Source organism: Brevibacillus fortis, from assembly GCF_046196545.1.
GTDB lineage: Bacteria > Bacillota > Bacilli > Brevibacillales > Brevibacillaceae > Brevibacillus > Brevibacillus fortis_A.
The window spans coordinates 719115-741627 of the sequence record NZ_CP176370.1 but is presented as its reverse complement, the minus strand read 5'-3'; the positions used below and the strand labels follow the sequence as shown (position 1 = coordinate 741627).

The window sequence follows — 22513 nt, the reverse complement described above, 5'->3', positions numbered from 1 at the left end:
ATGGTAAAAATTTCTCTAATAAAGAGGCAGTTCAAAAATCGAGACCAACTTCACCTAGGAGGAGAGAATCGTGGCTTTTTATTACACAGAACCATCTCGGACGTTTAATGAGTTTTTGTTGTTGCCAAATCTCACCACAAAAGAATGCACTCCGAACAATGTGGACTTATCCACTCCGATTACCAAGTATAAAAAAGGTGAAAAGCCTGCCATCACACTAAACATACCGTTCTCATCCGCAGTCATGCAAGCAGTTTCCGACCATCATATGGCGGTCGCATTGGCTAGATGTGGCGGTATTTCGTTTATTTTTGGTTCCCAGTCCATCGAAAGCCAGGCAACCATGGTTCGCAAAGCAAAAGGCTACAAGGCTGGTTTCGTCGTTAGCCGCTCCAACCTGACACCAAGACATACGCTGAAAGACATTTTGGAATTGAAAGAGGCGACAGGCCACTCCACCGTTGCCATTACGGAAGATGGTACGGCAAAAGGCAAGCTGCTCGGAATCGTAACGGGTCGCGATTATCGCATCAGCCGCGACTCTCAGGACAAACTCGTCAGCGACATCATGACACCATTCTCGAAGCTGATCTATGGCAAATCCGGCATCACGCTCTCCGAAGCCAACGACCTGATCTGGGAGCACAAGCTTAACTGCTTGCCAATCGTAGACGAAAATCAAAATCTCGACTTCCTCGTTTTCCGCAAGGACTACGATTCCCGCAAAAACAATCCGCTGTCCCTCTTGGACGCGAACAAGAGCTATATCGTAGGTGCCGGTATCAATACAAAGGACTACAAGGAGCGCGTCCCTGCGTTGGTGGAAGCAGGCGTTGATATTCTGGTCATCGACTCCTCCGACGGCTTCAGCGAATGGCAGCGCGAGACCGTTCAATTTGTAAAAGAAAACTTCAATGTTCCGATCGGTGCAGGTAACGTCGTCGATAAGGAAGGCTTCCGCTACCTCGTGGAATCGGGCGCAGATTTCATAAAAGTAGGGATTGGCGGCGGCTCCATCTGCATTACCCGCGAACAAAAAGGAATCGGGCGTGGTCAAGCCTCTTCCCTCATTGAAGTGGCAGCAGCTCGCGACGAGTACTTCAAGGAAACAGGCATTTACGTTCCGCTCTGCTCCGACGGCGGAATCGTACACGATTACCACGTGACACTGGCTTTGGCTATGGGTGCGGACTTTGTCATGCTGGGACGTTACTTCGCTCGCTTCGACGAAAGCCCGACCAAAAAAGTGAAAATCGGCAACAACTTCGTGAAAGAATACTGGGGAGAAGGCTCCAACCGCGCTCGCAACTGGCAACGCTATGACACTGGCGGCAAAAGCAGTCTCGTCTTTGAAGAAGGCGTAGACTCCTACGTACCATACGCGGGAAGCCTGCGCGAGAACATGGACCGTACCTTGAGCAAAATCAAATCGACCATGTGCAATTGCGGGTCGCTCTCCATCTCAGAGCTTCAGCAAAAAGCGCGAATCACCGTCATCTCTGCTACCAGCTTGGTAGAAGGCGGCGCACATGACGTTATCTTGAAAGAAAGCAGCATGGCTGCTGAGTAAGACAATCGACGGTAGTCACAAAAAAACCAGTCTGCAGCTTACAGTGCTAGCAGATTGGTTTTTTTCTTAGGGCCCCCACACTCAGTAAGAGAACGGGCAAGAACAAACCGTACGTCAAGGAATAAGGCATCCAAATTTCTGAAACGAAAGTATCAAAATAAGAGCGGTTAGGCATCGTCGCCAATGCCACCACAATCAAGATCATCCCCAGTGGCAGAGTCAATTGGCGGTAATCCCGCAACCCCACTGTATATGCGATTCCACAGCTCGCCGCATAATAGCAAACGGTAATTTTGACAAAGAGCGTAATAAACCAGATGACGGCCATCAACACTTCGATTCGCTCAAAAAAATTGCCGATACTGATTTTTTGTGCAAGTGTGTAGCTTGGGTAGGCGAGCAGTACGGTAATATCAGCACCCAAGACCAAGATTGCCACAGCGATAATCATCGTTAGGAATAAATTAGAAAAAAGGCTTCCCAAGATATACGCTTTGGCTGCACGCGCTGGCCGCTTTACCAAGGGAAACATCACGATCAGAATGACTGTTTCCAGCAAATAACCCATGTACCGGAAGTTCCCCCCAAAAACAGGCGCCATGCCATGCGCAAAGACAGGCTTCACATTTTCTATTTTGATTTGGGGGGAGATAAATACGATCAAGACAAAGAACAACAACAGAAAATACGGAAACAACAGCTCACTTACCCGAGAAAAGACTTCTACTCCACTGCGAACCCCGATGACGATGATCACTGTAAAAAGGACAAGAATAATTTCAATGGGGGTCTCCTGCATAATCTGTGTCGTGACAAAATCGCCAATCTCCATCAGCATGAGCGAAGCGTCGATGAAGAAATATGTGATAAACAGGATAGCCACCACTTTCCCCATCCATTTTCCCAATATATCCTCGCTGTACTGAAAGATCGACTTGTTCGGGTAGCGCATGCTAAGCGAAACATACAGATAGGTTAAAAGAAAGCCTTCCCCCCACCCTATGAGGGCGGAGATCCACGCATCTTGCTTGGCAGCGGTAGCAGTAAGGGAAGGAACGTACAAAATCGCGTCGCCAATCGCAAAAAGCGTCACGAGTATCATGAATTGCCTTGCGCTAATATGACCGTTGTCTATCAATTCCTCTCGCTCCCCCGCCTCGCTGCTGGCTACTGATTCATTCCACAGTTCCAAAAATGAAGTCGCTGAATGGTTTATAGACAAATGTGATCCAGTCCAACGGGTTCGGAATATTCGCCTCAAGCGATTCGGCTATGCCAAGTCCCGTTCCAACTACAAGGAAAATGAAGAAAACCAGCATTTCCTTTTTCATCGCGTTCCTTCTCAAATAAGGCACCTCAATAAGGGCAATGAGTAGGCTGATCAGCAAAATCAGTATGATGATCCACATGCTGTGCAGTGCACCTACTTTTTCGCAGGATTACTTTTACCATTTCCATAGATGGAAAAAGTTATGCTCTACTCCTTTTTCATGAAAGGAATAAACGAATTGCCTACTTTTCCTGTCCGCCTGAGCTTCACGTCTGTTTTGATTTTCACTTTCAGGTTGGAGAATTGAGAATCCCAATCCTCTTTCACCTTTTCCCACCCTTTGGGGTCATTTTGGTAGATCGACTGCCCAAATCCAAAAACATCTGAGTGATATTGCTTTTGCGCTTTATGAACGGCACTTACGATTTTTTCTCTGATCCTCTTTTCCACATCCTCCTCCAATTTGTACATGGTTTGGGGATTGGACAAATCTTTCGGACACGCCACCTCGCCTACATTCCCTTCTGCCGAAACACTCACTTCTATTTGCGGCTTGCCATTCTTCACCTTCCCGTTGACCGTTGTTTTGCTCCGAATAATCTCAATGACGATTTTTTTGTTTTTGTCGCACGGAATCTCTTCTATCGTACTGTCCACTCTGTCAGTGATATAGCTGAATCCGATGCTTTCCACTTCGTTAAACCACCCCAGCAGCTTATCTTTTTTGAAGACCCCAATGTCCTCGTACTTCAACAGATTGGGCGGGGTAACATTTTGGGAGTTCAAATCGGATGTACCCGGTTGTACCTTGCCTTTCATCGTAGCACCTACCAGAATCGGCTCTATGCCTTCTCGGAGCAAATCAGCAATAACTTCATCCAATTGCATGGAGACAATCGACCCCCAGGCTTTCTCTCCCGTTTCCAAGCTTTTATAGAGCTTCGTCGCCGGGATTTTTTCCAAAGGGTCAATCATGCTGAGGATTTGAAGCGCTGTTGTATCCTTCGCCAGAATGACATAAAAATCGGGTCGAACCTCATGATCGCGAAATAACAAGTCCAGCGCTTCTTTTATCCCATCTCTTGCTACCTGCTCCCCCAAAACCAGCACCTGGATATGGGAAAAATAAAGCCTTCTGGGCGTTTCCGTTGTCATTCTCCGGATTCCCTCAAAAATGCTCGATCCCCGCATACTGTAAGTAGCAACGGCTGATTGGCTGATCTTCCCGCTTTCTTTTGACGCTACCGCTCCAGGATTGACGATTTGGGCGGAAACCACGTATTCCCCATCAATCTTGTCGATACCTGTTCCCATGACAATAGCCAAATCATTCAACTCTCTGCGGTTCCAGCAGCCTGTCAACAAAACAAGAATCACGATTGCCATCAGACACATACCTTTTCGTTTCATGCCGTCTCCACCTCGGCTATCCATTTATCATCACAAGCACGATGCTCGCGCTATGTCTTGCTATTTCGTTCTCTAACGCTGTTTTTCTGGCGCAAAAAATGGGGACGCGTATGCATCATCCAGATCGGAATCCGAAGCAGCGTATCCTTTTGATCAGACAGATTCACAGGGGCAAGCGGAGCCATATACGGGACACCAAACGAGCGCAAGGTGCACAGGTGAATGCACAAGGCAATCATCCCCACAAATATGCCGATAAAACCAAAGCTGGCGGCAAGTGCTATCAAGCCGAACCGCAACAGTCGAATCGGAATGGACATGGAAAAGGAAGGGAAGACAAAGCTGGTGATAGCCGTAATGGAAACGACGATGACGGTAGCGGGTGAAACCAGTCCTGCCTGCACGGCAGCTTCCCCCAACACGAGTGCTCCCACGATGGAAATTGCGGACCCAACCGCCCTCGGCATGCGTACCCCTGCCTCTCGCAGCATTTCAAAAGTAAACTCCATTAACATCGCCTCGACTGCAGCAGGGAATGGCACGCCTTCACGTTGGGCAGCAATGCTCATGATCAGGTTAGTTTGCAGCATTTCCTGATGAAAGGTAGTAATGGCAACATAAATAGATGGACCAAGCAAAGCGATAAAGAAAGAAATAAGCCGCAAAATACGCAGGATCCCAAAATCCGCACGCATGTAATAGTCCTCTGGAGACTGGAAGAATTGGACAAAGACCGCTGGTACCAACAAAACAATCGGTGTACCGTCCACCAGAATGGCGACGCGCCCTTCCAGTAGCCCAGCTGCAACCGAGTCTGGACGCTCTGTATTGTAGATGGTCGGAAACGGAGTAAAGGTATGATCCTGAATCAATTCTTCGATGTTACCGCTCTCCAAAATACCGTCGATCTTGATCTGCCCAAGCCGCTCTCTCACTTCTGCCACTACGCTGTCCTGCACCACTCCTTTTACATACATCATGGCGACTTTGGTTTGAGTCATCTCCCCAATCTGCACGGTCTCCAACCATAGATTGCGATTATTGATCCGGCGGCGCACCAAAGCCGTATTGGTCCGCAGGTTTTCTGAAAACGCTTCTCTGGAACCGCGGACCACCGTTTGCACGGAAGCCTCCTGAACACCACGATCTTCCCACTGTTTTGTATTGACGATAAAGCCGTACGTATATCCCTCTACCAAAATGACGGTATCCCCCGTCAGTATCGCATCAAACAAATGGTCAAAGTCATATACCTCTTCCACTCCACCGATCGTAAGTAGGAAATCCTTCATTAGTATCAATGGCCTTACTTCGCAATCAGCTTCCGTTGGGATGTCCATTTTTTTTGCATGGAGCATGAGAGACTCCATAAAGCCGCTAATCATATTTTTGTCGACCAGACCCTCGGTGTATAAAATCCCCACCTGCATTTGATCGACAGCCTCCAAACGAACTTGGCGCGTCACAAGATCCGTGCTGTTGCCGAGCTCTCGCTTCACCTTTTCCAGATTTTCGTCCAACGAGCAAAGAAAGGGCGCAGCTTGTTTTACTGAATGGCTCATTTCAAATCACTCTTTTTCCAGTTCGGGATATGTTTACTATCCCTCATGGCTCTGGGGTCTATGCTGAACACAAAAAAGCCCCCTTAAAGGAGGCTTTGGGACTGGCTGTATTAATCGACAACTGTTACGATTGTTATGGCAAACGATAGACGGCAAATGGTTCCCCATTTCGGTACGTGTCACTCAATCGGTCCAGCTCTGCCAGAGTCGATTCATCCAACGTCAAAGCTGTACTTTGCAAATTATCCGTAAGCTGCTCTACACTGGTCGCGCCCACGATCACCGAAGAGACAGCCGGCTTGTGCATGAGCCAAGCCAAGGACAGCACACTGGAGGATACACCAGCCTCCGCCGCTACCTGACTGATTTTACGTCCAAACTCCAGCTTGTCTTCGCTCAGCAACCGGACGAAACGCGGCTCCTTGTCCGCCCGCGAACCAACTGGGGCCTGTTCTGCAGAGGTATATTTGCCTGTTAAAATTCCGCCAGCAAGCGGGAAGTACGGAATGATCCCCACCCCCTGATCAAGACAAAGTGGTACCAGTTCACGCTCCGGTGTCCGATCTGCCAGCGAGTAGCTAACCTGTGTCGATACGTAACGATTCAAACCTTCCCGCTGACTAATGCCAATTGCCTTCATCAATTCCCACGCCGCATAGTTGGAAGCCCCGATGTAACGCACCTTTCCAGATCGAACCATGTCATCTAGTGCGCGGAGTGTTTCTTCCAAAGGCGTCTCTGGATCAAACGTATGAATTTGATATAAGTCCACATAATCGGTGCGCAAACGCTTCAAGCTGTTTTCCAGCTCCAGCATCAGGTGGTAACGCGATGAGCCTCTCTGATTCGGTCCTTCGCCTTTTACCAAACCAGCCTTCGTTGCCAAAACGACCTCGTGCCGCTTCCCTGAAAGCGCCATCCCGATGATTCGCTCCGATTCTGTTTGCGTGTAAATATTTGCCGTATCAATAAAGGTAATCCCTTTTTCGATTCCGGTATGAATGATGTTTACAGACGTTTGCTCATCTGCACGCCCTCCGAATGAGTTCGTGCCTAATCCCAATGCTGATACCTTCAATCCACTGCCACCGAGTCGGTAGTATTTCATCTTGTGATCGACCTCTTTTCATAATAGGAGTGCTCTTCCATTATCTCCTATTTGGGTGGAAATTTCATGGGCTCCCAATACTAGCGCATGATTCAAATTTGAAATACTCTAGTATCTAATTGTTTTCCAAGTCTCTTTGTGCTAAATCAAGAGCAACAGCTATTTTAATTTGATTTATTTTACTAAGTCCTTTGCTATAATCTTGCAAGGACAGTCTTCCAACAATAGGTTTTGCGTCAAGGTTATACCGATCCAACTCAATTGCCGCAATAGTATCCGTATTAACAAGGATAGTATAAAGGTCTTCTCCTTGCTCAGGTGTTTGCCCTATGAGATATGCTGTCCTCATTTCGGGAAATGACATCTGTAGTACAGATAAAAGTCTTGCATTTAATCTTTCTTGGAATAATGATGTGTGTAACTTAGTTAGTTGAATTCTAAAATCTTGTTCTGTTTTACTTCCTTTAAGTTTCATATAGCGACCTCACAATACATTAAGAAGCTTACTCCTACTTTTCGTTCCTAGTGGGAGTAAGCATTGGAAGTATATGTAGGATTTGGTTTTCTGGTTGTATTCAGAGCTATCTGAAACTATTCATCAGCAATCCAGACAGGCTCATTTAGTTTCTTAGCACTTGATAACATCTTGCAAAGATCTACAAGTAGTTCCTTTGCCACCTCTTTTAAAGAGGCCGTTCTTATTTTTTTCAGTTGCTCTAATACCATATCTATGTCTGGAATTTCCCAAGGTTGCTCCCACCAAGGGTCCTCAACATTGTGTAATAGGCAAAACCAGTCCAACCGTCTTCCTCTGGCTCTATCTGTCTCATAATTTCATCCAAATATCCGTCTCAAATTCGTAATATATATGTATCGCCATTGGACAGATATCTTATAAATTACATCTCACCCTCACCTTTAAAACCTTCATATGTACCGCTGGGTGTTAATACCTTCAATTTTATATATACATTCTCCTCCCTATGTGAAGGGTCTATATAGATGGAAGAGCTCATTATCCAATCTATATACAAAAAGCACCCCCCAGATGCATCATCACACGCATCAGGCAGGTGCTTCTTCTATTTCTCTATATTCTCTCTACACTTCCTCTATCAACCGCGCCAACAAGGCAGCCCGCGTCGATATTTCTCCCAGTTCGATCCATTCATCCGGCGAGTGGGCGTAGCCACCCTTCACACCAAGTCCATCCAGTGTCGGGACTCCACAAGCAGCAGCGAAATTACCATCGCTAACTCCACCTGTACCCGACTCTTCCAAATCCATCCCTAGTTCATTGATGCTAATCGATTGTGCAAGGGAAAATAATTTGCCTGTCTCTTCGGTTCGCTCCATCGGCGGTCGGCGAATGCCTCCCTTTACGCTGATGTTTGTACCGGCGAGCACTGGCGTGAGTTCACTCATTACCTTCTCAATGCGTAATGCCTCTTCCATCGAGATAAACCTCACGTCTACTTCTGCTTCTGCAGAGTCGGCTACTACATTGGAGCCAATCCCACCCTTGATGACGCCCACATTGACGGTCGTTCCTTTCTCGTAATCGGTCAAGGCATGCAGAAATTGCACCTGTCTCGCCAGCTCTTCAATAGCAGAGACACCTTTTTGATGATCGACGCCAGCGTGTGAGGAAATACCGCTGACTGCCACGGTAAAATAGGCGCTTCCCTTCCGCCATGTTTTGAGAGCACCGCTCGGTTCGGTTGGCGGCTCCAACACAAAGCTCGCCACCGAACGCGCGGCTTCTTCTTCTACCAGTCGGCGAGAAGTTGGGCTGCCGATCTCCTCGTCACTGTTTAGCAATAACACAATTTTTTTATCTGCAGGCAGGCGATCCAGCTTCACCAATGCCCGCATCGCAAACATTGCTTGCAAAACGCCCGCTTTCATATCGTATACGCCCGGCCCGTACGCTTTCTCATCCCGTATAGCAAATGGTCGGCGAGCCGCCTCTCCTTCTAGCCATACGGTATCGTAGTGACCGATGATGAGGATTTGCTTTTCCCCGTTGCCCAGCGTACAACGCACCTGATCGCCATAAGTCTTATTCGGGATCAGCTCTGCTACGCCGCCTGTCAGCCGTTGAAACTGCAGGGCGAACCAGCCCGCCATGCGGTCGCCCAGCTGTTTGTCACGAGAGGGCGAGTCCATGTTGACTGCCTCTTCGAGTAGCTCTAGATAGTGGGACATATTCTCTTGTACATACGTGTGGATTGACATAGTGCCTCTTCCTTAGTGAGATTGTGAATTGAGTCCGAACAGGCGATCTAGTCCGTACACTTTTTCCAACAAGACGATGAACACCAGACTCAGCAGGATGACCACCGAGGAAATCGAAGCCACCAACGGGTCGAGTGTTTCCTGCATATAGGTGAAAATCGCCAGTGGCAGCGTCGTCGTATCCGGTGCCACCAAGAATAAGGAAACCGTCACATTGTCAAACGACGTCAAGAACGAAAAGATCATCCCCGACGCGATGGCCGGACGCAACAGTGGCAACGTAATATCCCAGAACACCCGAAACGGATGGGCACCCAGCATGTACCCCGCTTTTTCCAACGTATAATCGAACGAGCTAAGCCCTGTGAGCACCAGCCTTACGACATACGGAATCGAGATCAGCATGTGCGCCAGCAAAAGCCCCGTAAACGTCCCCGCGATACCAATTCTTGTGAAAAACAGCAGCGCGGAAATCCCGATAATGAGCGAAGGAACGGTAAGCGGTGAAAGCATCAATGCGTTGATGATGCCGCTCCCACGAAACTTGTATTTGGACAGTGCGAATGCAGCCAATGTCCCTATGAGAGTCGCCAAAATTGCTGTAACCAATGCTAGCTTAAGACTAAACCACAGCGAATCGATGAACTCCGGTCGATCCAAAATCATTTCATACCACTGCCACGAAAACCCTTCCGGCGGAAACCCGAGATATCCTGCTGCGGTAAAGGAGCTCGGGATGATGACCAGAAACGGCAGATTGACCAAAACGAGCACAAAGAACGTGATGAGTCCGAGTACGTTTATTTTTTTCATGACGCAAACACCTCTTTATACCGCTTGGTTTCAATCAGCTTCGTATACAAAGTCACCAATAGAATCGTGCTGCCCAGAAGCAGGAAGGCAAGTGCCGCACCCAAAGGCCAGTTCAGTGTCGCCATGATTTGCTCATAGGCGATGACAGGCAAGACCTTCACGGACGTTCCCCCCATCAAGGCAGGTGTTACAAAAGCACTCATCGACAAGCTGAACACCAGTGTCGTACCGGCAATCATCCCCGGCAAGCACAGGGGCAGAGTCACACTAAAAAACGTACGTGCGCGGGAAGCCCCCAAAATCGATGCCGCCTTATTCAGGGACGGATCGATGGCATACAAGCTGGTTGCAATCGCCAGAACCATGTAGGCAATAAAGGAATCTGTCAGACCGATCACAATACCGAGCTCGTTGTACAACAGCCGCAATGGTTGATCGATCAACCCCAGACTGATCAACGTTTCATTGATCCACCCTTTTTCCCCTAAAACTACTACCCATCCGAAGTTGCGAATAACAACACTGATGAGGTGAGGGGCCAAAATCAGCATCGTGACGATTCCACGCATTTTCCCTGTAGCCTGCGCCATGTACATCGCTACAGGAAATCCAAGCAAGAGGCACGCCAGTACCGTCCAGAGACTCACGCGAATCGTCCGCCAAAGAATCTCCAAGTAGTACGGATCTTGTACAAATAATAAATAATTGTGCAAAGAGAACGCCTGATTCTCATCCTGAAAGCTGAGCAAAAGCATCATCAGCATCGGGAGGATGAATACTCCTAGCAGCAAAATCATCGCAGGTGCTGTCAACAATGTAACCGAGAGACGCTTGCTCATCCGTCATCCCCTTCCTGCGGGCATGACCAGTACGTCGTCCGCGTTCCATTGACAGTAAACCGTTTGACCTTCTTGGCGGTCCACCGAACTATCGGTCATTTGGACTTTTACCGAAAGCGTATGCTCCCCGACCTTGACCTCACATTCTGTGTATGACCCCAGGAAGGAGGCAAGCTGCAAATGACCTTTTACCCGATTCGCTTCCTCACTGACTGCTGTATCGGTCAGCTTGATTTTCTCTGGTCGGATAAAAATGATCACTTTTTCATGAAGTGCCACGGTTCGCTGTTGCTTTGCCGCCTTCACGAGCATTCCACCAGTCGTCCGCAGCGTGAGTACATCCCCGTCAATTCCAATGACTTCCCCTTCCAAACGGTTCGTCTTACCGATGAAGGTATGTACGAATTCAGATGCGGGCTGATTGTAAATCTCCAGCGGTGTACCGATTTGCTCCACGAATCCGTGATTCATGACCACGATGCGATCAGAGAGCGCTAGCGCCTCTTCTTGGTCATGTGTAACGAAAATAGTCGTAACGCCGATTTCGTGATGTAAGCGCTTTAACTCATCGCGCAGCTCTTCACGAAGTTTGGCATCCAAGTTACTGAGCGGCTCATCCAAAAGCAGGAGCGACGGCTCAATAACAAGCGCCCGTGCAATCGCAATCCGCTGACGTTGTCCGCCAGAGAGCTGTTTCGGGTAGCGGTCAGCTACGTTTGGCAGCTTGACCAGCCCAAGTACACGATTCACACGCTCTTGCATTTCTTGCTTGTTCACTTTGCGCAATTTCAAGCCGTAGGCGATGTTTTCCGCCACAGTCATATGCGGGAACAGCGAGTACGTCTGAAACACCATTCCCAGTTCCCGTTTGTACGGAGGCACGCCATTCATTCGCTGCCCCTTGATCAAGAGGTCTCCGCCATCCGGGTCCAAAAAACCAGCAATCATATTCAAGGTCGTGGTCTTACCGCAACCAGATGGGCCGAGGAACGAGATGAATTCGCCTTGCTCCACCTGCAGGTTGAAGTTTTGAACCACGACATTACTTTGAAATTTTTTCATGATGCCGCGCAGTTCAACGTCAATCACCTTGGTCACGTGAATACCTACTTTCCTGTTTTAGGTGCGATTTCTTTGTTAAAGCGATCCAGCCAAGGAGATGTTTCCTTGCTCACTACGCTATAGTCGAAGTTGACAACCTTTGTACGATCGAATTCCAATGTTTTTGCTACATCGTCTGGCAGCTTCACAGATGTTGCCGGATTGTAGTACAGCTTCGTTGCGTACATCGTTTGAATTTCATCTGTCAAAAGGAAATCGACGAATGCTTTAGCGGCTTTTGGACTCTTCGAACCTTTTACCAGCGTAGCTACGTTCGGAACGATGTTTCCGCCTTCTTCAGGGAAAACAAATTCCAATGGTACGCCTGCTTCTTTTTGAGTCAAGCTACGCGCCATTGTCCAAGTGGTGTACGCTGCGCTCTTGTTTTGCAGATTTTGCTGAAGCTGTGCTGCACTCTTCGCAAAGGTCGGCATGTATCCTGCAATCGTTTCCATTTGTTTAAAGCCCTGTTCCATATTTTTCTCGGACCCGCCATTTGCGTACGCCAGCATGATCATCGCAGAGCGTCCGAAGTTGCTTGCTACGTCTGTCATCGTGATGTAGCCTTTCACTTCAGGCTTCGCCAGGTCATTCCAGGACTTCGGTACAGGCAAGCCTTTTTCTTTTACCAGATCCGCATTGTAGGAAATCCCCATCGGCGTGAAGTTTACGACTACACCGCTATCCTCCGTCACACGCAAATCTTCCGGTACGTTTTTCATGTTCGGGATATCTGTTGCAGACACGTTTTCCCACAAGCCTTCTTGACGACCTTTCTCTTGCTCGCCGCCCTCAACGATAGTCAAGTCGATTTGTGGAGCATTTTTCTGTGCCTTAACCTTCGCTACGATGTCCGTAGAAACCCCGGAAACATAGGTCAGCTTTACATTCGGATACTTCTCGTTAAACTTCTTGAAGACTTCATCCTTCATCATCTTTTCAACGGTCGCGCCGTTTCCAGCTACTACGAGAGTGTCTTCCAGCTGAGCTTGTGCTTCGGTGCCGCTATTGTTGCCAGCAGCCGGTGCAGGAGCAGATGTTTGCGGCGTAGAGGAGCCACATCCAGCCAGCAAGGAACCAGTCAAAGCGAAAATGGACAAGACGGATAATGCCTTTTTCTTCATGTAAGTTCGACCCCCGATTGTCTGTATTATTCACGAATAGAGAACAACGTTTCCTATTCGAGAACGATAATGTTATACTAGCATAAAGATACTGACTATTCAAGGTAGTCATAATAGCATCATCATTGCCCGAATTGCGAGATTGTCAGCATTGTTTCTTACACGTAAAATAAGGCTAATGTAAGCAAAGGAGACGTTTGTATGGACCAAGTATTGTCTTCTGTTCGAAATGGCTGTCGGCTGTTAAAAATATTTCTCGATTCGCCAAAGGAACTCGGGGTAACGGAGCTCAGCAAAAAGCTCCAGCTGTCTAAGGGAGCCGTTCACAAGCTCCTGTCCACGCTGGAGTCTGAAGGCTTTATCCGCCAAAATGAAAAAACCAAGCAGTATACGCTTGGCTACACGCTTTTGGAGCTGGGCACGAAGGTGCTCACGAATCACGATATCGTTGATTTTTCCAAACCGTTCTTAGACCAGCTTGTCTCTCGGACAAACGAATTGGCGGTCTTATGTGTACAAGATTCCAAGGATGCGATTTATGTAGCCAAAGAGGATTCGCTTCATCCTGTTCGGTTTACCGTAGAATCCTTCCGGCGTTTTCCCCTTTACTCTACCTCCGCCGCCAGGGTTTTGCTCGCCTATCAGCCAGAGGAGTTTCAGGATGAGATTTTGCAGGAACATCCGCTGAAAAGCTACACGCCTCATTCGTACACGTCGGTCGAGCAAATCAAAGAGGACTTGGTGACGATCCGCGAGCGAGGCTATGAAATCAGCTCGAATCGACGCAACACAGGCGTAACCGGAATCGCTGCCCCGATTTTTGATTCAACTGGACACGTAACTGCATCCGTCAGTGTCATCGGTCCTTCTGATCGCGTGATGCCGAAAAAAGAAGAGATTTTACAAGAAACGTTAGCGACGGTACGTGCGATGTCGGCACAGTTAGGGTATCGAATGTCTTGAAATTTGCTTGAGTGGCATGAAAAAACCTCCTGTTCATCAGTCTGCTCTCTGATGACAGGAGGTTTCTCTTTATGTTGACTCACCCAGCACCCGCTGTAGATGAAAGCCCCCGACGCACAGCGGACTCCTGCGCATCCTCGCTGTTCAATGCAAGACCGTAGCGTAGAGACCAAAATCGGCCAGTCCATGATTTCTTGGGAGTTCAAACTTGATTGCGGCAAATCCCGCTTCATTGGGAGAGTAGCGAATAGGGCTACTGGCGATGTATGAAGTTCCGAGGTCGGTAATTTCGCGAGCGAAATTCAAGACGATTTTGCTATTCGACTTTCCCTTTTCCTCGGAACGCCGTCTTACCGCATCTTTACTTAAAACAAAGAAGACATTATCGATATTTCGACATGTCTTCTTTGTTTTAAGTGATATGCAATTAATTAATTTTAATCGTTATACTAAACGTCAGATACAGTAAGTACTAATGATTAATCGCGAATTCGCTCTGAGGTGTGTCCTGTAATTTTTTGTACATCATCTTCGTATTCAAATGCAATACTTCCACCTAAAGGAATTGAGACAGCACCTGACCAATGTATTTTGTACTGTGTATGCAGATAATGGCTAAATACATCATATCTCTCTCCGCCCCAAGAGGAACCCTCAGGTTCTACATCGACTTTCATATAGCCTCTTATATTTTTTATATACTGTCTTTTATTATTATTTAAACTAGGGAAGTTCACGTTAAATGCGTAACCACCTGCGTCCCGCAAATCTGCTTTACTATCGGTCTTACTATCAGAGTACCACTCATTAATAGGATCTCCATACTTATCATATTCACCGTTGAATCCATATAAACGATATTTCAGAGAAAAATCCTCAGTACCAGGCATTAGTCGACCATTTTCGCTAACACCAATGGCAAGAATGTCGTCATAGAGTTTTGCTGCTGTAAATCCATAGTTTGAACTATTATCTGCGAACTCGAAACGAGCAGAAGCTTTTGCATCCCAGTCCACTTCGTCATAAATGAACCATGTCTCCAAAGTAATATAATCATGACTATCCTCAACATCGTGTCCTCGCGTCGAAATTACACCAGATTCCGCATCTTTTTCTTTCTCTTCGTTGGCCTCTTGGTTTTCTTTTACCTTTCTAACAAACTCTTTTTTTGTAAGTTCCTCGACTGCAACGTCGCCACTTGCTTCAGTTGTTAGCTCAAAGTATTCTTCTTTTTTACTTACTACTGGTTTTTGCATAGATAAATAATCTTGAACAAATCCATCCTCTATTAAATCCTCTATGTGTTGATCAGAGAATTTAAAGACTTCCTTTAGTTTATTCATTTCTTCTTGACTCAAATTGTCATTAGATTTGGCCAAAATTATAGTAGGACTCATAAAAAATATAGATGTAAGCAACACTGCCGACATGGCCATTTTTGCTTTTTTTAACATTTATTACACTCCTTGTTATATAATTAAAAGAAAACGAAAAGGTGAGGTTACATTGAAATTTAGTAAAAAATACTTTGTCTCTACATTAATTGCTGCATTAGTAGTAACTAATATTCTAACGATTTGGGGATTGGTAAAAAGTAAAGGTAATTTAGAACTTTACCAAGAACGCATTGATGTTGATTTTCAAAGAAGTTTAAAGTCTATCGCTACATCATTAAGGCAAAGCACTGATTGGGATACAAAATTTAAATTAGCGCTTTCACACGCTAGTAAAGTTCAAATCCTTGTAGATAGTACCTCATTTACTGTAGGTACAACTGAAGAAGCCAAGAACGTACTTAGTTACGGATACATGCTAGAAAACTACTTTCAAAATTCTCAACATGCGACGATCGATGATAATCCCCAAGAATTAGAAGAGTTTATTAAATGCATCGAAGCATTATCTTCTAACCCCTCAAATAGTGAATCCGCCAAAAGACTAATTTCACTTATGAAATAGATGAAATTTCACCTCCAATACAAAATGTGGTAAAAAATACCATCAACACCCCTTTTTTATCACATTTTGTATATTATTGTCAATTTTATAGATTAATGTAAAATTATATATTTTTTTAACGTGCTACTTTCTAACTTCTAATATAGATGTAATCCATTAATAACTATTTAGAATCTTCCACGGGATGACTTTAAACTGAATGATCAGCAACTGTTGGAATACCTTGCTATTCCAGACCAGATACCGAGGCCCATCCATTGAGTGGACATTTACTTTCAGAGGCCCCTCAGCCCGATCACCATAAATATCTTCTGGATACATATAGTTGGTCAACTCTTGGATAAACTCTTCCAATTGATCAGAAATGAAAATGTTTGGCCTGTTGTTGCCAGTCTTCACTTTGAACAGAGTGGAGACAGCCCGTATGCCTTCTTATAAGTACTTATGAGCTGCTTTCACTAGCGGGCAAACCATTAGTCAGTAAGCATTGGCATGTCCTGCTGTTCAAATGACTGAAAAGCAGAGGCTTTATTGTTATGGAGTATCTTTCAGAATTTAATGCTACTAGAGCTGCAATGGCTGTGGGCTTCAACAGGTTTGTTATACAAATAGAAAAAGAGCCCAAGATTAATTGGGCTCAGAAATAAAAGTATTAAATATTTAAAAACTAAAAAACTGTTTATTACTTCCAACTAACAACAATATTATCGATCGCCGAAGCCCATGCACTTAAAGTAGAAGAAGCTCGGATTTCAATAGTCTGGTAACCTGTACCAAGATTGATTGTTTGTGTTCTCCATTGGGAGCCGGATTCAGTAAACGTGTGTTTCAAAGCTCCATTAACGAAAACTTGAGTATGATAAACGCCACTACCTCCGAAAACCATTCCTTTATGGTCAAGCTTCAAAGTTCTTGAGGTAGCACCAGATGGAATATCTACATTTAGTGTTACACTTTTTGAAGCAGTTGAATCAACAATTACAGAAATATAACCTACAGAAGAATCATATTCCCATCCACCAAGTGATAGATTCAATCGCGGATCAAAACTACTATCTGAAAAGTCCTCCACAATGGTAGTTGGCGTTACTCCCCCACTATTATTTGTCGTACTATAAGCATATGCTGATTGAGGTCCTGTTCCAAAACTATTTACGCCAGCAACCTTATAATAATACGTTGTGTTTGAAGATAGCCCGGTATTTGTGTATGGAGAGGTTACACCAGATGCAACTAGTGAGTACGTCCCAGACGGTGATGTGCTACGGTATACATTGTAGCTTGTTGCACCGGATGCTGACATCGAGAGTGTGAGACTATTTGAAGTACTACTAGTAATTGATACACTTGCATTTCCTGGAACCGCTCCTCCGCCTCCCGAACCTACACTGACAGTTACTCCAGTTCCGCGAACTACAACGCAGTCAATATATGCGGCATCATCGTAAGCATCGCCTGTGGCATCTTTACTGTACTCAAATGTTACTTCTGACGTGCCTATCGGAAGCTTGTAAGTGTACCATTGTGATACAGTGTCCTGGCCAGACAAATATCTGATTCCCGTTCCTCCAACAGACACAGTAAAATAGTCTTTTAGATACTCAGTTGACAATTTGAAGAAAAACGAAAGGTACGCATTAGTCGTAGAGGATGGTACGGTTACCTTGAATGACGTCTTTGCATTTTGGGAATGCGTAATATCTTTGTTCGTATACGCGTATGATCCATTCAATGCGTTTTTTGCAGTTCGTACCCAATCGCCGGAAAACGGAATCGTCATAGAGTCGTCTTCAAAGTCCTCATGGAATACTGCACCCGGGTTAGATTCTAACGAGATCGTTACAAACTCGTTATGATAGACCTTTTCAAATTCAGCGAAGGGATACCATGCGTAACCACTATCACCCCAAGTTGTTCCCCAAGAATTGCGAATCAACCAAGAGCCACCCGCAATACTGTCATCATAACCTACAATTACGACAGCATGTGCCCCTCGATAACCAGTTCCGTCATGCGGTCCGACAATCCCCCCAACCGGTGCGTTAAAATTACCGTAGACATCCAGACCCGCAAGAACTGGATTTCCGTCCACTAATGACTGTTTAATGATTGATCGGTAATTAGATGGAGTCATACGATTTACAGTTTTCAGCAAACGTGTTAACGCATCACTCATTTGTCCAGCAGTGAGTGTTTCAGAGAATTTATATCCTTCGGAACTCGAAGGATATTGTCTTAAAACTTCGGTACATATACCACGGGCTTTCATTTTTTCAGCAGCTGACTCTAACCATGCACCTTCGCTACCTAAGGTCGGATGATGCGCCATCGACTCCGATAAGTCTATCGTCACACCGTTGTATCTTTTCAAGTAATACTCTACGAGTGCACATGTAGAGAAAGCTACACAAGTGTTCCAATCTCCCTGAGCTTTAATCGCAGTAAAATAACTTCTCAAATTGAGTGATGCAGGAAGCGCGGCAGCGTTAATTGTAAAAACTTGTGTAGAATCAAAAGCTGTAACTTTTTCAGTACCGCTACGTTTAATTAACCCCAACCCACGATTTTCAAAATTACTCACAAAACCCTCTCCCTTAACTGGTTTTTGTTTGCTCTCCGATCCATGAGGATCAAGTTAAACCCGATCCCCCTGGCAACAGAGTAGCGGACCCTGTATGCACCTAGACAACGGAAAATAGCCACCCGTTTGTCCGAGTGGCTATTTTCCTATTTGCTTGTCTCCATTTTATCAAAGAGTCTTATTCGCTCGCTGAAATCGCCTAGAGTGTAAACTTTTGTAACTAACTGTAAGCCTAGCAAATTCATCCTATTGAGTTTTTGAAAATAAAAAAGCACCGCATATCCGGGAAGTATTTTTCGACTGTAAAGATTTCCACGGTAGCTTTCATTGAGGAGTAGGTTTTTAATAGCTCACGTACTTTCTATAAATCCAATTGAGCGCTCATCTTTCCAATTTCCTATCGTGGAAAGCCCGTGAAATAATTAGTTTTGGCGAACGTATATATGCGGTAACGGGTTTGAAAACAAAGGCCATCAGGTGTTCATGCTGCTGTAGATAGTAATTCCTATAGCCGAGCTGAATTAACTCACGATTGAGTCTCGCTGCATCTTCGAAACTTACTTAGAAATACTGATGCTTGGTCCTCCTTCCGTACATAACCATAGAAGAAGAAATGTGGAACAAAAAAAGAAACAAATGGGAGCAGACAAGCCGCGCCATCTTGAGAACCTTATTTTATGCAAATGATCTGTCACACCTAGAAAACTAACTCTGTAAGACTAATGCTCCACTTTGGAGCATCGGTTCCATGTACTTCACTCTTGCTAAAATATTATGTAAAATTTTGCTTCTTGAGGCGAAACGGTCTAGTTAGTTTTTCGTCATACTAATTGTGAATCGTATTACATGCAAATCGAAAGGAAATGACACCCCATTATGAGAAAAACATCTTTGTTGCTTTCTTCTTTGCTATTCTGTTCATTGTTTGTTACTGACGCTCATGCAGGTTCACCCCAAGGAGCGGTTGCACCTGTTCCTCCCCAAGTACTTGTTCCAATAAATAGCAAGGATAAACAAGGAAATACCATTGAAAAATCAATGGCATATGTGAAAACGTTACAAGTGAAAAATGGAAAACTAGTTGTCTCTCTTGACTATATTCAATGGTTTTTCGGTGAGGCAGCAGTAAAAGCTTATCGTCAAGATCATCCATTAGAAAAAGAGGACTATCCAATGCCTTATTACATTCGTAATAACAGTCCCAAAATTAGAACGTTTGAAGTATCTCCAAAGGCTTCCTTTACTCTTCAAACCAACTCTACAAAAGATGACAATTTCCATTGGAATGAATCAGTAAACACCGATACTTTTAAAAAGTTCGTGCTATCCAAAGGAATTCCTTATCAGCTACCATTCCACATTGAAGTAACGAATGGAGTCATCACAAAAATTACAGAACAGTACGTCCCCTAAGTATTAACAGCGCTCCCTTTTTGGGATGCTGCTTCATTTTTTCTTTTTTGTTTAACTAGGATAGTCTAATCCATAGGAAACGTGTGGTTAACCTTTACACCCTAACTAATTAGTAAAATACAATGAACCTCTCACTAGTTAATAACAACTTCGGTATGGTATCATTTCGTAAATACTATTTCTGGAGGTGTTCTCGTGTTTAAAAAGTTCCAGAAATACACACATAACACGATCATGTCACTGTCTTTTTTAGTCGATTGGTTAACTTAAACGCATCTTTCCTTCACCCGATCCCTTGGATTGGGTATTTATTTGCCTTCCTCGCCCATATCCTTGTGCAAATATGGCTCCCATACACGTTTCAACAAACGAATGCCACCCTCTATCTCCTCGATGGTCTGCCCCCCGAATCCGAACTGAAAAGCAGGCAGTCCATTTTCCTGTGGATGAATCCATTTGTGTGCGGTTGGATAGACACGTACCCCTGATGCAGCCGCAATTTGCCTCAACTGTTGCGGAGTGCTCTCACTTTTCACTTCTACCGTCACGGACAGCCCGGCATCCTGGCCCTTGACCCGGATGTACGCCCCAAAGTGTTCCTGCAAGCACTGAAGCAGCGCCCCATGCTTTTTGCGGTAAAGCGTGCGCATCTTGCGAATATGCCGCTCCCAATCGCCATTTTTCATGAACAAGGCCAGCGTTTCCTGATGAATACGCGATGCCGACTGGTCAAAATCCGCCAATTTCTCCTGAAACACCGCCAATAACGTTTGTGGCAAAACCATATAGCTCATCCGAATCGACGGCAGCAACGCCTTGGAGAACGTCCCCAAATAAATGACGCGTCCCTGCGTATCCAACCCTTGAAGCGAAGGAATCGGCTTGCCATGATAGCGAAACTCACCATCGTAGTCGTCCTCCATGATGTAGCTTCCTGTCTGATACGCCCAGTTTAGCAGCTTCAGCCGTTTGGCATACGGCATGACAATTCCAGACGGGTCCTGATGAGACGGAGTGATATAAACCAGCTGCGCTCCACTCTCACTGAGCGCATCCACATCAATCCCATCCTCCGCCAGCCTGATCGGGCGCACATCATAGCCCAAATGGGAAAACACGGCACGTACACCGTGATAGCCCGGCTCTTCCATCGCAACAGCCTGCCCACGTGTCCCGAATAAGAACCCCAATAAGCTGATCATCACCTGCGTTCCCGCACCGATCACAATTTGTTCCGGCGTAGCTTGTACACCGCGAGCACGTCCGAGATAGCGTGCGAGCTCCTCCCGCAGCTGTGGCTCGCCTTGTTGGTCGCCGTAGTAGAGCACATGCTTGTTTTCTTCCTGCATGCATTGGTTGGTGTACTTGCGCCAACGGTCAAAAGGAAAATGCTCGGCATCTACGCGCGCTTGGTGAAAATCATATTGGATCGAGACTGGTGAGGGCGTAGGTGGAGGCGTTTGGACGTGAACCGTTTTAACTGGTTGCTGCCCTTTTCCTGTGGGTATAGGCACTGGCCCATCCCAGTCCACATCGACCACATAAAATCCGCTGCGCTCCCGACTCTCGATGTAGCCTTCTGCCATGAGCTGGTGATAGGCACTCTCGACAGTCGTTTTACTCACATGCAAAAATCCGCTCAATGCCCGAACAGAAGGCAGACGCGTCCCGGAGATCAAGCGTCTCCCTTGGATCTCTGTACAAAAATAGCGATAAAGCTGTAGATAGAGAGGCTCGCTCCCTTCTACAAAGCGGGGACTAATATCTAGCAAACTCCATCCTCCTCGCTGACGAAATGAAAAACCGACGGAGACAAAAATCCCCATCGGTACTCACGTTTCTATTACACCAATATTACGCCAAATACGCCTCTCTTACCTGCGGATTCATCAATAATGTCTGGGCGTCGTCTTTCAAAATAATTTCGCCTGTCTGAATCACATAACCGCGATGCGCGACAGACAGCGCCTGATTCGCATTTTGCTCGACCAAGAGAATCGTCATGCCTTCCTTGTTCAGCTCCGTAACGATGTCAAAAATCTGCTCCACCAAAATCGGTGCCAATCCCATCGACGGTTCATCGAGCATGAGAATTTTGGGCTTCATCATCAGTCCACGAGCAATCGCCAGCATTTGCTGCTCGCCCCCGGACATCGTGCCACCTTTTTGACTAACCCGTTCTTTCAGTCGTGGAAAGTAAGCAAAGGCACGCTCGATTCCTTCTTCGATCACTTTTTTATCAGATACACTGAAGGCACCCATCTCCAAATTCTCGCGTACGGTCAGCTTTGGAAAAATACGGCGACCTTCCGGAACGTGGGCGATTCCTGCTAAGGCAATATCATGGGTACGCATCTGCGTAATGTCTTTGCCATTAAAGATGACTTTTCCTTCTTTGGCACGGGTCTGCGCACATATCGTTTTCAACGTGGTCGATTTACCTGCCCCGTTGGAACCGATCAGCGTCACCACTTCGCCCTCGTTTACCGTCATGCTCAATCCTTTTAATGCGTGGATGCCGCCGTAATACGTATGAACGTTAGTCAGCTCTAGCAATGCCAT

Annotated in this window: 20 protein-coding genes; 4 read left to right on the top strand and 16 right to left on the bottom strand. The window is 45.9% G+C overall.

The annotated features are described in order from the left end of the window. Positions 1-70 precede the first annotated feature (70 nt). Positions 71-1570 carry an IMP dehydrogenase gene (locus ACKKE8_RS04085; RefSeq protein ID WP_409177029.1) on the top strand — a complete coding sequence of 500 codons (1500 nt, stop codon included), beginning with the start codon at positions 71-73 and terminating at the stop codon, positions 1568-1570. Between the two features lie 46 nt (positions 1571-1616). On the opposite strand, the gene ACKKE8_RS04080 is transcribed toward ACKKE8_RS04085, so the two are convergent. From ACKKE8_RS04080 to ACKKE8_RS04025, 12 genes are all read right to left on the bottom strand, one after another. Continuing rightward, on the bottom strand, positions 1617-2708 hold the full coding sequence (locus tag ACKKE8_RS04080) for an endospore germination permease (RefSeq protein WP_409177028.1): 1092 nt from the start codon (positions 2706-2708) through the stop codon (positions 1617-1619). 37 nt (positions 2709-2745) lie between these two features. Then, the gene (locus ACKKE8_RS04075; RefSeq protein WP_409177027.1) at positions 2746-2979 is read right to left on the bottom strand and encodes a hypothetical protein; all 234 of its coding nucleotides are present in this window, start codon (positions 2977-2979) and stop codon (positions 2746-2748) included. 68 nt (positions 2980-3047) lie between these two features. Then, the gene (locus ACKKE8_RS04070; protein ID WP_409177026.1) at positions 3048-4250 is read right to left on the bottom strand and encodes a Ger(x)C family spore germination protein; all 1203 of its coding nucleotides are present in this window, start codon (positions 4248-4250) and stop codon (positions 3048-3050) included. Positions 4251-4300: 50 nt separating this feature from the next. Then, positions 4301-5812, bottom strand: a complete 1512-nt coding sequence (locus tag ACKKE8_RS04065; protein WP_409177025.1) for a spore germination protein — start codon at positions 5810-5812, stop codon at positions 4301-4303. A gap of 133 nt (positions 5813-5945) precedes the next feature. Continuing rightward, complete coding sequence (locus ACKKE8_RS04060; RefSeq protein ID WP_409177024.1) at positions 5946-6920, bottom strand: aldo/keto reductase; 975 nt, start codon at positions 6918-6920, stop codon at positions 5946-5948. A gap of 115 nt (positions 6921-7035) precedes the next feature. After that, a complete protein-coding gene (locus tag ACKKE8_RS04055) occupies positions 7036-7395 on the bottom strand; it encodes a hypothetical protein (protein ID WP_409177023.1) in 360 nt (119 codons plus the stop codon). A 116-nt stretch (positions 7396-7511) separates the two neighbouring features. Then, positions 7512-7721, bottom strand: a complete 210-nt coding sequence (locus ACKKE8_RS04050; protein ID WP_409177022.1) for a hypothetical protein — start codon at positions 7719-7721, stop codon at positions 7512-7514. Positions 7722-8021: 300 nt separating this feature from the next. Continuing rightward, positions 8022-9158: a M20 family metallopeptidase gene (locus tag ACKKE8_RS04045; RefSeq protein ID WP_409177021.1), complete on the bottom strand. Its 1137-nt coding sequence runs from the start codon at positions 9156-9158 to the stop codon at positions 8022-8024. 12 nt (positions 9159-9170) lie between these two features. Beyond that, positions 9171-9971: an ABC transporter permease gene (locus ACKKE8_RS04040; protein ID WP_409177020.1), complete on the bottom strand. Its 801-nt coding sequence runs from the start codon at positions 9969-9971 to the stop codon at positions 9171-9173. Then, positions 9968-10810, bottom strand: coding sequence for an ABC transporter permease (locus ACKKE8_RS04035; RefSeq protein WP_409177019.1), 843 nt, complete (start codon positions 10808-10810; stop codon positions 9968-9970). The genes ACKKE8_RS04040 and ACKKE8_RS04035 overlap by 4 nt, the downstream gene beginning before the upstream one ends. A 3-nt stretch (positions 10811-10813) precedes the next feature. Next, positions 10814-11908 carry an ABC transporter ATP-binding protein gene (locus ACKKE8_RS04030; protein WP_409177018.1) on the bottom strand — a complete coding sequence of 365 codons (1095 nt, stop codon included), beginning with the start codon at positions 11906-11908 and terminating at the stop codon, positions 10814-10816. Positions 11909-11916: 8 nt separating this feature from the next. Next, complete coding sequence (locus ACKKE8_RS04025) at positions 11917-13035, bottom strand: ABC transporter substrate-binding protein (RefSeq protein ID WP_409177017.1); 1119 nt, start codon at positions 13033-13035, stop codon at positions 11917-11919. Positions 13036-13236: 201 nt separating this feature from the next. Between ACKKE8_RS04025 and ACKKE8_RS04020 the strand changes: the two genes are divergently transcribed. Further along, the gene (locus ACKKE8_RS04020; RefSeq protein ID WP_409177016.1) at positions 13237-13998 is read left to right on the top strand and encodes an IclR family transcriptional regulator; all 762 of its coding nucleotides are present in this window, start codon (positions 13237-13239) and stop codon (positions 13996-13998) included. Between the two features lie 479 nt (positions 13999-14477). Here the strand turns inward: ACKKE8_RS04020 and ACKKE8_RS04015 are convergent, their stop codons facing one another. Continuing rightward, entirely contained in the window at positions 14478-15452 is a 975-nt protein-coding gene (locus tag ACKKE8_RS04015) for a hypothetical protein (protein ID WP_409177015.1), read from the bottom strand. A 52-nt stretch (positions 15453-15504) separates the two neighbouring features. Between ACKKE8_RS04015 and ACKKE8_RS04010 the strand changes: the two genes are divergently transcribed. Next, positions 15505-15957: a hypothetical protein gene (locus tag ACKKE8_RS04010; RefSeq protein WP_409177014.1), complete on the top strand. Its 453-nt coding sequence runs from the start codon at positions 15505-15507 to the stop codon at positions 15955-15957. Positions 15958-16639: 682 nt separating this feature from the next. Here the strand turns inward: ACKKE8_RS04010 and ACKKE8_RS04005 are convergent. Continuing rightward, complete coding sequence (locus ACKKE8_RS04005) at positions 16640-18538, bottom strand: C1 family peptidase (RefSeq protein ID WP_409177013.1); 1899 nt, start codon at positions 18536-18538, stop codon at positions 16640-16642. Between the two features lie 876 nt (positions 18539-19414). On the opposite strand from ACKKE8_RS04005, the gene ACKKE8_RS04000 reads away from it, so the two are divergent. After that, positions 19415-19951, top strand: a complete 537-nt coding sequence (locus tag ACKKE8_RS04000) for a hypothetical protein (protein WP_409177012.1) — start codon at positions 19415-19417, stop codon at positions 19949-19951. A 308-nt stretch (positions 19952-20259) separates the two neighbouring features. Here ACKKE8_RS04000 and ACKKE8_RS03995 read toward each other — a convergent pair whose 3' ends face one another. Together ACKKE8_RS03995 and ACKKE8_RS03990 are read right to left on the bottom strand one after the other, a co-directional pair. After that, entirely contained in the window at positions 20260-21723 is a 1464-nt protein-coding gene (locus ACKKE8_RS03995) for a PLP-dependent aminotransferase family protein (RefSeq protein ID WP_409177011.1), read from the bottom strand. Between the two features lie 82 nt (positions 21724-21805). Beyond that, positions 21806-22513 carry an ABC transporter ATP-binding protein gene (locus ACKKE8_RS03990; RefSeq protein WP_409177010.1) on the bottom strand — a complete coding sequence of 236 codons (708 nt, stop codon included), beginning with the start codon at positions 22511-22513 and terminating at the stop codon, positions 21806-21808.

What these genes read in the sequence shown, in the direction of transcription:
- ACKKE8_RS04075 (WP_409177027.1), bottom strand. Translation starts at nt 2,979, where the DNA reads ATGTGGATCATCATACTGATTTTGCTGATCAGCCTACTCATTGCCCTT.
- ACKKE8_RS04070 (WP_409177026.1), bottom strand. Translation starts at nt 4,250, where the DNA reads ATGAAACGAAAAGGTATGTGTCTGATGGCAATCGTGATTCTTGTTTTG.
- ACKKE8_RS04065 (WP_409177025.1), bottom strand. Translation starts at nt 5,812, where the DNA reads ATGAGCCATTCAGTAAAACAAGCTGCGCCCTTTCTTTGCTCGTTGGAC.
- ACKKE8_RS04060 (WP_409177024.1), bottom strand. Translation starts at nt 6,920, where the DNA reads ATGAAATACTACCGACTCGGTGGCAGTGGATTGAAGGTATCAGCATTG.
- ACKKE8_RS04055 (WP_409177023.1), bottom strand. Translation starts at nt 7,395, where the DNA reads ATGAAACTTAAAGGAAGTAAAACAGAACAAGATTTTAGAATTCAACTA.
- ACKKE8_RS04045 (WP_409177021.1), bottom strand. Translation starts at nt 9,158, where the DNA reads ATGTCAATCCACACGTATGTACAAGAGAATATGTCCCACTATCTAGAG.
- ACKKE8_RS04040 (WP_409177020.1), bottom strand. Translation starts at nt 9,971, where the DNA reads ATGAAAAAAATAAACGTACTCGGACTCATCACGTTCTTTGTGCTCGTT.
- ACKKE8_RS04035 (WP_409177019.1), bottom strand. Translation starts at nt 10,810, where the DNA reads ATGAGCAAGCGTCTCTCGGTTACATTGTTGACAGCACCTGCGATGATT.
- ACKKE8_RS04025 (WP_409177017.1), bottom strand. Translation starts at nt 13,035, where the DNA reads ATGAAGAAAAAGGCATTATCCGTCTTGTCCATTTTCGCTTTGACTGGT.
- ACKKE8_RS04020 (WP_409177016.1), top strand. Translation starts at nt 13,237, where the DNA reads ATGGACCAAGTATTGTCTTCTGTTCGAAATGGCTGTCGGCTGTTAAAA.
- ACKKE8_RS04015 (WP_409177015.1), bottom strand. Translation starts at nt 15,452, where the DNA reads ATGTTAAAAAAAGCAAAAATGGCCATGTCGGCAGTGTTGCTTACATCT.
- ACKKE8_RS04000 (WP_409177012.1), top strand. Translation starts at nt 19,415, where the DNA reads ATGAGAAAAACATCTTTGTTGCTTTCTTCTTTGCTATTCTGTTCATTG.
- ACKKE8_RS03990 (WP_409177010.1), bottom strand. Translation starts at nt 22,513, where the DNA reads ATGGCATTGCTAGAGCTGACTAACGTTCATACGTATTACGGCGGCATC.